The organism is Campylobacter sp. P091, from assembly GCF_002138935.1.
Taxonomy (GTDB): domain Bacteria; phylum Campylobacterota; class Campylobacteria; order Campylobacterales; family Campylobacteraceae; genus Campylobacter; species Campylobacter devanensis.
This window is the reverse complement of sequence record NZ_MJKZ01000001.1, coordinates 83,985-96,969: the sequence shown is the minus strand read 5'-3', so window position 1 is coordinate 96,969 and position 12,985 is coordinate 83,985. Positions and strand designations below refer to the sequence as shown.

The following is a 12,985-nucleotide window of genomic DNA, read 5'->3' as shown; positions in this document are numbered from 1 at the left end:
TTATTCGTTATATAAATTTTAAATGATAATTTTTTTTACTCTAATCTATCAAATTAATCATTACTACAAAAAATATTATTGATTTAACAATTATAGTGATCTTTAATAAATATTAATTTACAAAATTTAAGCTCTATTCATTTAATCAGTATTTTATAGTATTAAATTTGCAATTACTGTTGATTTAAAAAGTAAATTAATATAAATTGCCATACTTATTACAGTTACTAATAATACTTATATAAAGCCTATTTTATAACAACTAAATTTGTTATAATATGCAATATTTTAAAATCTATTATATGAAATTTATAAAAAATCATTTTGATTTTCTGCATAAATGTCTAAAAATTGCACTCTCAAATTCCAATTTTATAAATGCTTAATACGCTTTTAGATATAATCTATCCCAATAATTTTCAAGGAAACTTATGAAGGAAGTGATACTAGTAGGCCGTCCAAATGTCGGCAAAAGCTCGCTTTTTAATCGTCTAGCAAAGCAAAGAATTGCCATAACTAGCGATGTTAGCGGCACTACCAGAGATACAAATAAAACTCAAATTCAAATCGATGATAAAAGCTGCATACTCATAGATAGCGGTGGAATAGATGATAGTAATGAGCTTTTTATCAATGTCAAAAACAATACTCTAAATGCTGCAAAATGTGCTGATATAATAATATTTATGGTAGATGGAAAGATGCTACCAGATGATGCAGATAAAAAATTATTTTATAGTTTATTAAAGCTAAATAAGCCAATAGCGCTAGTAATAAATAAAGTAGATAGCAAAAAAGATGAAGAGCGTAGTTGGGAATTTAATGAATTTGGTGCTAGCGTAGTATTTAATATCTCTGTAAGCCACGCTAGTGGGGTTGATGAGCTGTGCGAGTGGATTTACAAGCAGCTACCACAAGCAAATTTAAAATCCGATACTGATGATTTTGATGAGTTTTTAGAAGATTTTAATGAACAAGGCGAACTAGACCTTGATAATAAAGCCATAGATTATGAAAATAAAAACATCAAAGTCGGTATCGTAGGTCGTGTAAATGTAGGTAAATCAAGCCTATTAAACGCACTTGTCAATGATAATCGCTCCGTAGTTAGTAGTATTGCTGGCACAACAATTGATCCGGTAAATGAGAGCTTTGTATATAATGATAGAGTTTTTGAGTTTGTCGATACTGCTGGCATTAGAAAGCGCGGAAAGATAGAAGGTATAGAAAAATACGCTCTAAATCGCACTCAAAAGATTTTAGAAGTAGCAGATATAGCGCTATTAGTTTTAGATGCTAGTGAGCCATTTACTGAGCTTGATGAGAGAATAGCTGGATTAGTTGGCAAATTTGAGCTTGGCGTAATCATTGTACTAAATAAATGGGATAAGGATCATGGTGAGTTTGATAAGGTAGCCTTTGAGATTAGAGATAGATTTAAATTCCTAGCTTACGCTCCAATTATAAGCGTTTCAGCCCTTGGTGGCAAAAGAATCCACAAGCTCTACCCTTTAATCCAAGAGATATATCAAAACTACACACAAAGGATTAAAACCTCTGAACTAAACGCATTAATAGAAGAGGCTGTGCGAACTCACCCAATTCCTAGAGATCATGGTAAGATTGTCAAGATTTTTTATGCGGCTCAATTTGGGTTTGCGCCTCCTAAAATTGCATTGGTAATGAATAAACCAAGATCTTTACACTTTAGTTATAAGCGATACTTGTTAAATAAGCTTAGAGAGAGATTTAATCTAAATGGGACTCCAGTAGTTCTAATACCAAAAAATAAGGGTAAAAGTGAGACAGACATATAAAAATATAATATTAATAGGATTTATGGGTGTTGGCAAAGGTAGCGTAGCTAGAGTTTTAGCACGCAAAATGGGAGTTTTTGCTATTGATGGAGATGATTTAATAGAGAGCTTTGCTAATAAAAAAATTAAAAAAATTTTTGAAGAAGATGGTGAGGCTGAGTTTAGAAAGATAGAGAAAAATTTAGCTAAATTTCTAGAAAAATCGGTAAATGGAGTAGTAATTTCTACTGGTGGTGGATTTTATAAGGTTAAAAATTTAAACAAAATAGGCACGGTAATCTACCTAAAATCAAGTTTTGATAAGATAATGGAGCGTATTTTAAATGCTCCAAATGCAGATAAAAAACTAGCCAAAAGACCACTTCTAAGCGACTTAAATAGAGCCAAAGCCTTGCATAAAGAGCGAGATGAAGCATATGCTAAAAAAGCTGATCTTATCATAAATGTAGAGGATAAAACTCCACAGCAAGTAGCTGCTAAAATCATTAAACTACTAAATCGCAAACATCTAAAAGGATAAAATTTGAGAACTCTAACAGGACTTCAGCCCTCTGGCAAACTTCATCTAGGCAACTACTTTGCTAGCATTAAACCTATGATTGAAAAACAAAATAATAGCGATGATGAGATGTTTATATTTGTAGCTAATTACCACGCAATGACATCTCTAAGCGATGCAAAAAGCCTAAAAGCCAATACATTAGAAGCTGCGGCTGCCTTTTTATCTTTAGGGATAGATCCGCAGCGTTCTACATTTTGGGTGCAAAGTGATATCAAAGATGTATTAGAACTTTACTGGATACTATCTCAGCTTACTCCAATGGGATTATTAGAGAGAGCACACGCATATAAAGATAAGGTTGCCAAAGGATTAGAGGCTCATCACGGGCTGTTTAGTTATCCAGTATTAATGGCTGCTGATATATTATTATTTAATGCTCAAAAAGTTCCAGTAGGCAAAGATCAAATTCAGCATGTAGAGATAGCTAGAGATTTAGCACTTAAATTCAATAATGCTTATGGGGAAATTTTTACTCTACCTGAAGCACAAGTTGCTCAAAATGTAGCTACCGTACCAGGTACAGATGGAGCTAAAATGAGTAAAAGCTATAAAAATACAATTGATATATTCAGCGACGCTAAAACACTAAAAAAGCAGTGTAGCTCAATTGTAACTGATAGTACTCCTTTAGAAGAGCCAAAAGATTGGCAAAACTGCAATATTTACGCAATTGCCAAACTATTTTTAAATGAACAAGAACAAGCAAATTTACAAGATAGATATAGTAAAGGCGGTGAAGGTTATGGCCATTTTAAAATGTATTTAAATGAGCTTACATGGAACTATTTCGCACCTGCTAGAGAGAAATTTCAATACTATATGAATAATCAAAATGAGATTATAGATATACTACATCACGGTGCTAAAAAGGCCAAAAAAACCTCTGATGAGATTATGGCAAAAGTAAGAGATGCTGTAGGAATTTATTAAGGAAAAAAGATGATAAATTTAAGATTAATCGAGACAAATTATGATGAATTAAATGCCAAATTAAAAGCCAAAAAAGTAGATGATGGGGTGCTAGCTAAGCTTTTAGAAGCTTACAATAACCTTAAATCCAAAAGGCTTGAGCTTGAAAATATCCAAGCCATACAAAATGCAAAGAGTAAAGAACTTGGCATAAAAGCTAAAAATAAAGAAGATGTAAGCGAGCTAAAAGCTCAGCTAGAGATCAATAAAAAAGAGCTTCAAACTCTATCAAATATAGTCAATGAGCTAGAATTAAATTTAGAAAAAATTGCCAAAAGTGTGCCAAATATCATTGATGATGATGTCCCATTAGGCAAGGATGAAGATGATAATGTCTGTATTTTAAGCGTTTTGAGTCCTAGGGAATTTGACTTTAAGCCAAAAGAGCATCATGAATTAGGTGAAGCGCTTGGTTGGCTAGATTTTGCTACTGGGGCTAAGATATCAGGGAGTAGATTTACAGTTCTTAGGGGTGATGGGGCTAGGCTATCAAGAGCGCTTGTAAATTTTATGATTGATTTTAATATGAGCCGTGGATTTGAGCTTGTTAATGTGCCATTTTTGGTTAATTCTAACACACTATATGGTACTGGACAGTTACCTAAATTTGCTGATGATTTATATAAAGTAGATGGAGAAGATCTCTATTTAATCCCTACTAGCGAAGTGCCTGTAACTAATATCTATAATGATGAGATTATTCCTGCTGAAAAATTGCCTATTAAGATGACTTGCTACTCATCTTGCTTTAGACAAGAGGCCGGAAGTGCGGGTCGTGATACTAGGGGGATGATAAGACAGCATCAATTTGAAAAAGTAGAGCTAGTAGCAATCACCAAAGCTGATAGTAGCGAAGCTATGCTAGATGAGATGGTAAGTTGTGCTAGTGATATGCTAAGTGCTCTTGGTTTACCGCACCGCCATATGATGTTGTGTAGTGGGGATTTGGGTTTTAGTGCGGCTAAGACAATTGATTTAGAGGTTTGGCTACCAGGTCAGGGCAAATATAGAGAGATTAGCTCTATTTCAAATACTCGTGATTTTCAAGCTAGACGAGCCAAAATCAGATACAAAGATGATAAGAAAAATATCTTAGCACATACGCTAAATGGCTCTAGCCTAGCAGTTGGTAGGACGCTAATTGCTATAATGGAGAATTATCAAAATAGCGATGGTAGCATAACAATTCCAGAAGTGCTCAAAAAATATTTCTAATAGGAATTTAAATGGCAGATGAGTTAAAAGAACAACAAGAAGTAGTAATCCAAGAAAAAGACCCAAATGAAGATATAATTCCAATAGAGTCTTCTGATGAGAGAGCCAAGGAGCAAAAGCAAGAGACAAAGGAGGAGACACCTCAAGAGTCTGAGGGGGCTAAATCTAAATTCAAACTAACCAAAAAGCTTTTAATGCTAATTGGCGCTAGCATTTTAATTTTTATTCTACTCATTACTGCTTTAATTGCGGCATTTTCTGGCTCAGATGAACCAGAATCGCAAGTTATAGAGTTAGAAGAGCCAAAACTTATCACACCGCCAACCATAACTCAAAAATTCCAAAGCTCAAAAATAGATAGTATGTTAATTAAAGCTAACAAACTCTACGAGAGCGGGAACAAAGCCGAAGCTCTAAAAATATATGAAAATATTGCTGTTTATAACGAATCTCTATCAAACTACAACTTAGGCGTATCAAAGATGAATCAAGGGCTATTTAAAGATGCGATTAATTCATTTAAAGATGCTATTGCTAATAATGAAAATATAGCCGTAAGTGCTATAAATGTAGCCGTTTGCGCACTAGAAATTAATGATGAAAGGCTTTTTGAATACTATATTGATTTAGCTAATGCCTTTATAAATAGAGATAGTGATGTCAATTTATATGAGTTTTATAATGCCCTTGTAAACTACTATAGAGGCTACTATATAGAAGCTTTACATGCTTTAGATTTATCAAATTCAAAATACTATACCAGTCAAAAAGAGTATCTTAGATCAAAAATTCTAAGCTACCTACACGAAGATCAAGAGGCTATTCAAGCTATTAAAGCAGTTGAAGATTATGATATTAGCCTGCCTCTTGGACTTCTTCATGCACGACTTGGAGAGTATAAAGAGGCTAAAAAGTATCTAAATAAAGCGCTAGTTGATGAAAAAAATGCTCCATCAACATATCTAGCCATATCTCTAATTGATTTAAAAACAGGAGAATTTGGCTCAGCAGCTAAAACTTTAAAAATGTTAAATGATTTTAACTCCACTTTTGTACGTGATACATATCCTATTAAGACAGTTTTAAATCCAGAGCTTTTTGATATAAATTTAGCCCAAAATAACTATGATTTAACTAAATTTTTTGACCAAAATAGCCTTTATCAAATTCTATTTTATTTCACTCCATACAAGGCCTTTAATCCTAAGCAAACAATCGAATATATAAGAAAAGGTGGCTTGAGCCTATTTGTTGATGAAAGTAGTATAGCTGATGAGTATCTAGAGACTAGTGGTATAGTATCTAAAGCTAATGTAATGCTATCTCAAGCGATTTTTAAAGCACTAAATAATAAACTAAGAGAAGCTAATAGCGACTTTTTAGAGATTACAAAACTATATCCAAACCACTCAATTGTTCAGTTTAATCTAGCTCTTACATTTGCTCAGTTAGGCGATTTTGCCCAAGCATATAAGCACTTTGTAACTAGCTATCACCTAGACCCATCTAACTACATAGCTGGCGCATACGCTATAATGGCTGCTAAAATGATAGGTAGAGATGCTAAGCGCCTTACAAAAGAAGTAATGGATACAATGGATACAGATACAAATCTAGACCAAGATAATATCTATAAAGCAATGATTCAGCTAACCCAAGGAAATCAAGGCGCACTAAATGATTGGCTAGATAAAAACTATAATGAAAGCGTGTTAAATATCGTATTTAACATTATATGTGCCTATATTACAGATAGAAATGATATTGTAATCTTAGCTACTGATAAGCTAAACCAAAAGCTACCAAACGATGTACTAACTAATATAATCTACTCAGTTACTCGTTTTGATGTAAAAAATATCAAAAACTACGCTAAAGATATCCAAGTTAAATTCCTAACAACCAAACTAGATAAAGGTACTCTCTATGGCGGTGCAACCATTATCAAAACTGAATATATTAAACTTTTACAAATCGCAGGATTGCTAAATATAGAGCGTGAAAGTATTATTAAAGACTTAAAAATCTCATCTGATAATACTAAGGATATTTTACACACATTAGCATATTTAAGCCTATTTACAGGACACTATGAAGAGGCCTATACTATCTATAATGAGCTAGTAAATACTGAAAAAGAAGAGGATGCAAACACGCTATTTTTAGCCAGCGTTGCAAGTATTGGGGCAAATCATCCTGATAGTGCCATAGCTTATCTTGAACTTGCTAAACTTACTAACCCAACCTATAGCGAGGCTAGGCTAGCACTTGGATTTTTATATCAAGAAGTTGGAAATATTGACGCAGCCATCACACAGTATAGTGGATTAGGTGATAGCAAATATCACAGCCAATTTTTCACCTTTAGGCTAGAGTAGTTATCTAATCTGGCCTTGACCTCTAATAATATATTTGTAAGTCGTTAGTTCATCTACGCCTACAGGACCACGAGCATGCATTTTGCAAGTGCTAATACCAACCTCTGCACCAAAGCCAAACTCTCCCCCATCGCTAAATCTAGTTGAAGCATTTGCATAGACACACGCACTATCAACACGGCTTAAAAATTCCTCACAAGCAGCATAATCATCGCTTATAATCGCTTCACTATGTCCGCTACTATATTCATCAATATGATCTAGCGCCTCATACAAACTACCTACAATTTTTAAATTCAGCTCAAAATCTAAATACTCATTATAATAGCTTTTGTCTGTAGCTTCAAAGCAATTTATTATATTAACACTCTTTTGACAGCCGTGAATTTTTACACTAAATTTATCAAGTCTGGCTTTTAATAGTGGCAAGAAATCAGCAGCAATACTCTCATCAACTAGCACACACTCAGCAGCATTGCAAACACCTGGACGAGAGCATTTGGCATTTACGCAGATATCTAATGCTTTTTGAATATTTGCAGCCTTATGAACATAGATATGACAGACTCCCTTATCATGCTTTAATACAGGTATAGAGGAGTTAGCACTTACAAATTTTACCAGCCCCTCCCCTCCTCTAGGAACTACTAAATCTATATATCTATCCATTCTAATAAACTCTAGCACCTCATCTCTGCTAATATCAAAATACTCTATACAGCCACCATACTCACCTAGGCTATTTTTGATTATACTTGCAAGGGCTAAATTTGAGTTTATAGCCTCTTTGCCACCCTTTAATGCACAGCCATTAGCACTTTTAATAGCAAGAGCAGCTACTTCAGCTGTGACATTTGGTCTAGATTCGTATATCATAGCAATCACGCCAAGTGGAACGCTAATCTTTTCTATCTTTAATCCACTTTTAGCACTCCAGCCATCGTGAATTTTACCAATTGGATCTTTTAACATTGCTATATCTCTAATCCCATCTGCAAGAGACTTTATACGCACTTCATCTAGCTTTAATCTATCTTGCAAAGCTGGACTTAAATCCTTAGCATTTTGTAAATCTATTGCGTTAGCTTCCATAATTTTAGCTATATTATTTTCTATTACATCAGCTATTTTTTGTATTAAATTTGCTCTTTGGTTTTGATTTAAAATTTGTAATTTTTTAGTAGCTTTTTTTAACTCTTTTAGTCTATTTTCCATATTTTACTCGCTTAATTTTTAGCTATTATATTAGCAAGTTTTTATTAAATTTACCCTTTTATGCGTTCTAAAAATTTTTGTAAATTACCGCTTTGACCTATGCGATATAAAGCAAAATCATATTTAATTGGATCATTTGGATCAAATAGAGTTAAATTATCAGTAATCTGCTTAGCTGCTTTATAATCATAGCTTTTGCGGCTACATAGGCCAATTGCTTGAGCTACTTTGTGAGTGTGTGTATCAAGCGGTAAGATTAAATTTGATTTATTAATATTTTTAAATAATCCAAGATCAATATCACTATCTCTTACCATCCATCTAAGCCACATATTATAGCGTTTATATGGGCTTTTAGGTTCAGTTTTAAACTCTTTACCAAAGAAAAACTCATACCCACTTGAGCGGTACTCATTAAGCCTATAAATTTCATTAATAAGCATATTTATACCATAAATAATAGCACTATCTTGAGAACCTTTTTGTATTATATTTTCTAAATCTAACTCCCTTTTAGCTCTTGCCATCGTTACAAAAATTTGCGCCACATCTAAGCTATTTTGAAATCTATAGATATATTTTTTCTCCAAAGTAATATCTAAAATATCCTTATCGCTTAAGCTTAAAATATTAAAATCCAATCCACTTAAAAACTTCACAATTGCCCTAGCATTACCATAAGCAAAAAGCGCACAAATAAGCGTTATTACTGGATCGGTTTTAAATTTAGTAGCGATTTGAAGTGGATCAGCAGCACTATAAAGGCCATTTGTAGTATTTGCCCTAGAGAGTTCATCATCTAGGGCGAGTTTTAGTCTATTCATTATTGTTTTGTAGATAGGAGCGTATTTAACATCTGATCGACTGTAGTTATGATCTTTGCTGCTGCGCCATAGCTACTTTGAAAACGAATTAAATTTGATAACTCTTCATCAATATTTACCCCGCTAATGCTTTGATGCTCAGCATATACACTAGCATATAGAGATTGATTAGTTGAGTTTAGTGCAATTACTGATTCAGTTCTACCAGCGATATCTGATGTTAAGTAACGATAATATCCGCTGATTGTTTCATTTTTTATACTACCATCTTTATTGATAAAATCTACTTGTTTAGTTTGTAGCAATACCATCTCATTTGCCATAGTATTATCGCCATCTATTGGAGCTTTGCTACCTTGTATTTTAGAACTATCAGCTCTTAGACTTTGTTCAACTTGCATATTTGATGCTTTAGTTCCTTCAAAGAACTGACTCATACCAAAAACACCAGCAAAATTTGTCCCATTATCTTCAATTGAGATTGTATATTCACCCTCAGCACCTTTTGGAATAAAGCCTAGTTTTCCCATTCCTATTTTTGGGTCAAATGTATAAATCGCCTCAAAATAATCATCTAAATCATCATTTGTATTATTATTGCCATTACCATCGACATTTGAATTAAACTGCGAAACGATTGATGTTCCTTGTGTTGTATCATTCATAGTAGTTGATGCATCGATATTTATAGATTTTCTAGCGACCTCTTTGCCTGAAGCATTATAGACAACTACATCAAAGCTCCCACTTTGTATATATGAGCTATAGTTTTGTAGCGTCATATCCTTATCCATATCTTTTAAATCTATACTATGCATCTTATCTTGAGCTGATAACGCATAGATATTATTAGTATGAACAATCATAGTTTGAGCAAATGTATCAAGGTTATTTCTAAAATCAGTAATAGTTCCATCCATAAATTCACCATGCTCATCTACATTTCTACCACGCAAATCAAGCATAGCACCTAGTTTGCCATTAGTGATTTTATTACTCATTTCTACTCTAGTTTCATCATTTAACTCATAGTATATAGTAGCAAATCCATCTTTAGAAGCTTGCGTATCTAGCTTTAATGGGTGAAAATTTACCCCTTCAACAAGCGTTATACCATCAATTGCTAGAGTATAATCTTTGCCTTGGTCAGTCATTGCACCACCATATCTACTATCAGACATAATATCATTTTTAAATGTTGAGATATTAACTAAATTTGCCATTGTAGATTCTAGCTGGTCTCTTTTATCTCTTAGATCATTAGCATTAACTGAGCCACTTTTACCCTCAACTGATTGAATTTGCCTATTTATATCTGCTATTTGCTGACCTAAGCGATTTATCTCCTCTACTGCTATTACGATATCATCATTTATACTTTTATGTATAGTCTGTAGCTGAAGCGCAGTATCATTTACTCTATGAGTTAGCGTATTTGTAATATTTAGCAAATTTTCTTTTTGACTAGATTCATATGAGTGAGAAGCAAAATTATTCCACGCTTGATAGTAGTTTTGGATATCATTTAGCAACCCTGTATCTTGCAAATCTGGAAATCTTTGAGTAATCTCTTTTAAAATATCCTCTTTATAAGATGTACACTCTTTATTTGATGATGCAGTTTTTAGTTTAGTAAAGGTAAATTCATCATGAATCCTTACAATCGTATCAACTCTAGTTCCAAGCCCAATATCGCCAGGAGTTGCATGAAGCGGATTAGCAGCTGATTGAACCACCCTTTGGCGAGTATAGTAATCACTATTTACATTGGTGATATTTTGCCCTGTTACTTGAATTTGAATTTGAGCTGCATTTAGACCGCTCACGCCTGTGTATAAAGAATCAAAAATTCCCATATCAAATCCTTAATTTTAGTAGTTTTTCAGCATCTGCTAGGCTAGATTTTGTCCCATCTCCATATGAGCTTGGATTTTGTGCGCCTAGCATTGTCTTTAGTAGTGAGTCATAGAATTCTTTGACCACAACTACTGATTTAGCATACTCTTTATTAAATTTTTGGAGAGTTTCTAATGAGTCTCTTAATTGAGCTAATCTATCTTTTATCTCATCAGATAATATACTAGCTAAATCTGTACCAGCATTAGCTTGAGCTAGTTTGACTAATTCATTATCAAGCTGAGATTTAGTTTTTTCAAATTTTCGGACTAATTCGGTTTTTTTCTTGCTGTGGTCATCTACATGTGAGTGGTCAGCTTTTTGAATATTTTCTATATCTTGCTTAGTGATTGCTATTAATTCACCAAGCTCCGATATAGCCTCGTCTAGATAGTGTTTTACCATATTTTGCTCCTTTGATTACTCAAAGAAGCAGTTAAATTTAGATCAAAGAGTCTGCGATTTTTTTAGAAAGGACGTCTATATCTACTTTATACTCGCCTTTTTGTATCATCGCAGTTAGCTCTTTTATCTTAGAGTTACCACTACTTTGAGTTTGTGTTAATTGTTCGTTTTTTTTCTCTTCGTTTTTTGGTGTTACAATGCTATTATAAATAGCACCTGCTTTTATAGAACCTATCATCGTAAATCCTTTTTAGCTAATTATTTTATTTAAGCTAAATCGGAAAAATTCAACTTTTATTTAGGCTCTCTCTTTTAAAAAATTATATAACAACTCAGAAAATCCAAATCCACCACTTAGCGCCTTACTCATTGCATCATTATACATAGAGTTATAAATCTTATCGCCTGGATCTTCTGGAAATAGCGGATTTTCATTTTTTAATGCAATATCTAAAACCTCCTTAACCAAAAATGCCTCAAAAGCATCAGTTTGCTCTCTAAGCGCTACATCATCAACAGGTTTTGTATTGCCTATATTTTGCGTACTTGCAGCATTATACGCACTAAGTGCTGCGCTAGTATCTACTCTCATCATATCACCTCCACGCCAGCTTGGATCGCTCCAGCTCGTTTTAAATTCTCAATAATTGCTATAATCTCTTTTGGTGTTGCACCTAGCTTATTTAAAGCCCTTGTGATATTAGCTACTGTGACATTTCCTTGATTCATTTTAATTGTGTTTGTATTAGTATTAATCGCTACATTACCGATATCTACATCACCAGCAGCAGGTGCAGCCGGATCAAATCCGCTTCCATCAATCTGAATTGTAATAGCGCCATGAGAGATTATAACAGGCTCAACCTTGATATTTATGCCGCTTATTACCGTACCTGTACGCTCATCGATTATAATCTTCTCTTCAGCCTTATAGTTCATATCAGTCTCTAGCACACTAGCTAAAAACTCCACCATACTAATACCAGATGGCTTAGTTAAAGTAATGGTTCTAGGATCAAGCGCCATTGCCGAACCAGCACCAAATTTAGATATGATAGTATTTTGCATATCTATTGCAGTTTGAAAGCTTGAATTTTTTAGACTTAAATTTGCATTTGGTTTATTATAGATATCATATACTACCTCTTTTTCAACCAAAGCACCATCCATTATAGTTGCAACCGTTGGATGATTTCCGCCTTTTGCAGTTGAGCCACCAAGCGTTAAAGCGCCTTGAGCTAGAGCGTAAATATCACCATCAACACCCTTAAGTGCTGTAAGCAAAAGCGTTCCGCCAATTAAATTTTTAGCATCACCAATGGAACTAACTGTAACATCTAGATTATCACCTTGACGAGCAAAAGGAGGAAGCTTTGCTGTAACCATAACAGCAGCTGTATTTTTAGATTTGATATCATTTGGATCGACTTTGACATTGACCGTTTGAAGCATATTTGATAGCGATTGAATGGTAAATTCACTACTACTACCATCGCCTGTGCCATTTAAACCAACAACCAATCCATAACCGATTAGTTGGTTATCACGAACACCTACAACACTAGCTAACTCTTTAATCATAGCAGCCTGTGCACTAAGTGCCATAAATAATGCTAGAAGTAATATTTTAATCGCTTTCATACAAGTCCTTTATTTGTAAATTCAAATAATTTCTTGTATGTAAAGCAATTTTTATTCCAAATT

General features: G+C 33.7%; 12 protein-coding genes. 5 read left to right on the top strand and 7 right to left on the bottom strand.

The genetic code is table 11. The features are described 5' to 3' along the window. The first annotated feature begins 431 nt into the window (after positions 1-431). From der to CIGNP91_RS00455, 5 genes are read left to right on the top strand one after another with little or no spacing between them, the layout of a single operon-like run. Complete coding sequence (gene der / locus CIGNP91_RS00475) at positions 432-1,817, top strand: ribosome biogenesis GTPase Der (RefSeq protein WP_086253073.1); 1,386 nt, start codon at positions 432-434, stop codon at positions 1,815-1,817. Continuing rightward, positions 1,801-2,337, top strand: a complete 537-nt coding sequence (locus tag CIGNP91_RS00470) for a shikimate kinase (protein WP_272888518.1) — start codon at positions 1,801-1,803, stop codon at positions 2,335-2,337. The genes der and CIGNP91_RS00470 overlap by 17 nt, the downstream gene beginning before the upstream one ends. A 3-nt stretch (positions 2,338-2,340) precedes the next feature. Next, positions 2,341-3,309, top strand: a complete 969-nt coding sequence (gene trpS / locus CIGNP91_RS00465) for a tryptophan--tRNA ligase (RefSeq protein ID WP_086224083.1) — start codon at positions 2,341-2,343, stop codon at positions 3,307-3,309. Positions 3,310-3,318: 9 nt separating this feature from the next. Beyond that, the gene (gene serS, locus CIGNP91_RS00460) at positions 3,319-4,563 is read left to right on the top strand and encodes a serine--tRNA ligase (protein ID WP_086253072.1); all 1,245 of its coding nucleotides are present in this window, start codon (positions 3,319-3,321) and stop codon (positions 4,561-4,563) included. A gap of 11 nt (positions 4,564-4,574) precedes the next feature. Next, entirely contained in the window at positions 4,575-6,941 is a 2,367-nt protein-coding gene (locus tag CIGNP91_RS00455) for a tetratricopeptide repeat protein (RefSeq protein WP_086253071.1), read from the top strand. Here the strand turns inward: CIGNP91_RS00455 and CIGNP91_RS00450 are convergent, their stop codons facing one another. From CIGNP91_RS00450 to CIGNP91_RS00420, 7 genes are read right to left on the bottom strand one after another with little or no spacing between them, the layout of a single operon-like run. Next, positions 6,942-8,156, bottom strand: coding sequence for a glutamate-5-semialdehyde dehydrogenase (locus tag CIGNP91_RS00450; RefSeq protein WP_086241122.1), 1,215 nt, complete (start codon positions 8,154-8,156; stop codon positions 6,942-6,944). It lies immediately after the preceding gene. A 50-nt stretch (positions 8,157-8,206) separates the two neighbouring features. Then, on the bottom strand, positions 8,207-8,980 hold the full coding sequence (locus tag CIGNP91_RS00445; RefSeq protein WP_086224079.1) for a TIGR02757 family protein: 774 nt from the start codon (positions 8,978-8,980) through the stop codon (positions 8,207-8,209). After that, complete coding sequence (gene flgK, locus CIGNP91_RS00440) at positions 8,980-10,836, bottom strand: flagellar hook-associated protein FlgK (RefSeq protein WP_086224078.1); 1,857 nt, start codon at positions 10,834-10,836, stop codon at positions 8,980-8,982. Before flgK ends, CIGNP91_RS00445 begins: the two co-directional genes overlap by 1 nt. Position 10,837: 1 nt before the next feature. Further along, positions 10,838-11,281 carry a flagellar export chaperone FlgN gene (gene flgN, locus CIGNP91_RS00435; protein WP_086224077.1) on the bottom strand — a complete coding sequence of 148 codons (444 nt, stop codon included), beginning with the start codon at positions 11,279-11,281 and terminating at the stop codon, positions 10,838-10,840. 37 nt (positions 11,282-11,318) lie between these two features. Beyond that, on the bottom strand, positions 11,319-11,519 hold the full coding sequence (locus tag CIGNP91_RS00430) for a flagellar biosynthesis anti-sigma factor FlgM (RefSeq protein WP_086253070.1): 201 nt from the start codon (positions 11,517-11,519) through the stop codon (positions 11,319-11,321). 60 nt (positions 11,520-11,579) lie between these two features. Next, positions 11,580-11,873, bottom strand: coding sequence for a rod-binding protein (locus tag CIGNP91_RS00425; RefSeq protein ID WP_179186957.1), 294 nt, complete (start codon positions 11,871-11,873; stop codon positions 11,580-11,582). Further along, positions 11,873-12,922, bottom strand: coding sequence for a flagellar basal body P-ring protein FlgI (locus tag CIGNP91_RS00420; protein ID WP_086238560.1), 1,050 nt, complete (start codon positions 12,920-12,922; stop codon positions 11,873-11,875). The genes CIGNP91_RS00425 and CIGNP91_RS00420 overlap by 1 nt, the downstream gene beginning before the upstream one ends. Positions 12,923-12,985: the final 63 nt, after the last annotated feature.

Excerpts from the sequence above, each read along its gene's own strand:
- der (WP_086253073.1), top strand. The coding sequence starts at position 432 with ATGAAGGAAGTGATACTAGTAGGCCGTCCAAATGTCGGCAAAAGCTCG.
- serS (WP_086253072.1), top strand. The coding sequence starts at position 3,319 with ATGATAAATTTAAGATTAATCGAGACAAATTATGATGAATTAAATGCC.
- CIGNP91_RS00455 (WP_086253071.1), top strand. The coding sequence starts at position 4,575 with ATGGCAGATGAGTTAAAAGAACAACAAGAAGTAGTAATCCAAGAAAAA.
- CIGNP91_RS00450 (WP_086241122.1), bottom strand. The coding sequence starts at position 8,156 with ATGGAAAATAGACTAAAAGAGTTAAAAAAAGCTACTAAAAAATTACAA.
- CIGNP91_RS00445 (WP_086224079.1), bottom strand. The coding sequence starts at position 8,980 with ATGAATAGACTAAAACTCGCCCTAGATGATGAACTCTCTAGGGCAAAT.
- flgK (WP_086224078.1), bottom strand. The coding sequence starts at position 10,836 with ATGGGAATTTTTGATTCTTTATACACAGGCGTGAGCGGTCTAAATGCA.
- flgN (WP_086224077.1), bottom strand. The coding sequence starts at position 11,281 with ATGGTAAAACACTATCTAGACGAGGCTATATCGGAGCTTGGTGAATTA.
- CIGNP91_RS00430 (WP_086253070.1), bottom strand. The coding sequence starts at position 11,519 with ATGATAGGTTCTATAAAAGCAGGTGCTATTTATAATAGCATTGTAACA.
- CIGNP91_RS00425 (WP_179186957.1), bottom strand. The coding sequence starts at position 11,873 with ATGAGAGTAGATACTAGCGCAGCACTTAGTGCGTATAATGCTGCAAGT.
- CIGNP91_RS00420 (WP_086238560.1), bottom strand. The coding sequence starts at position 12,922 with ATGAAAGCGATTAAAATATTACTTCTAGCATTATTTATGGCACTTAGT.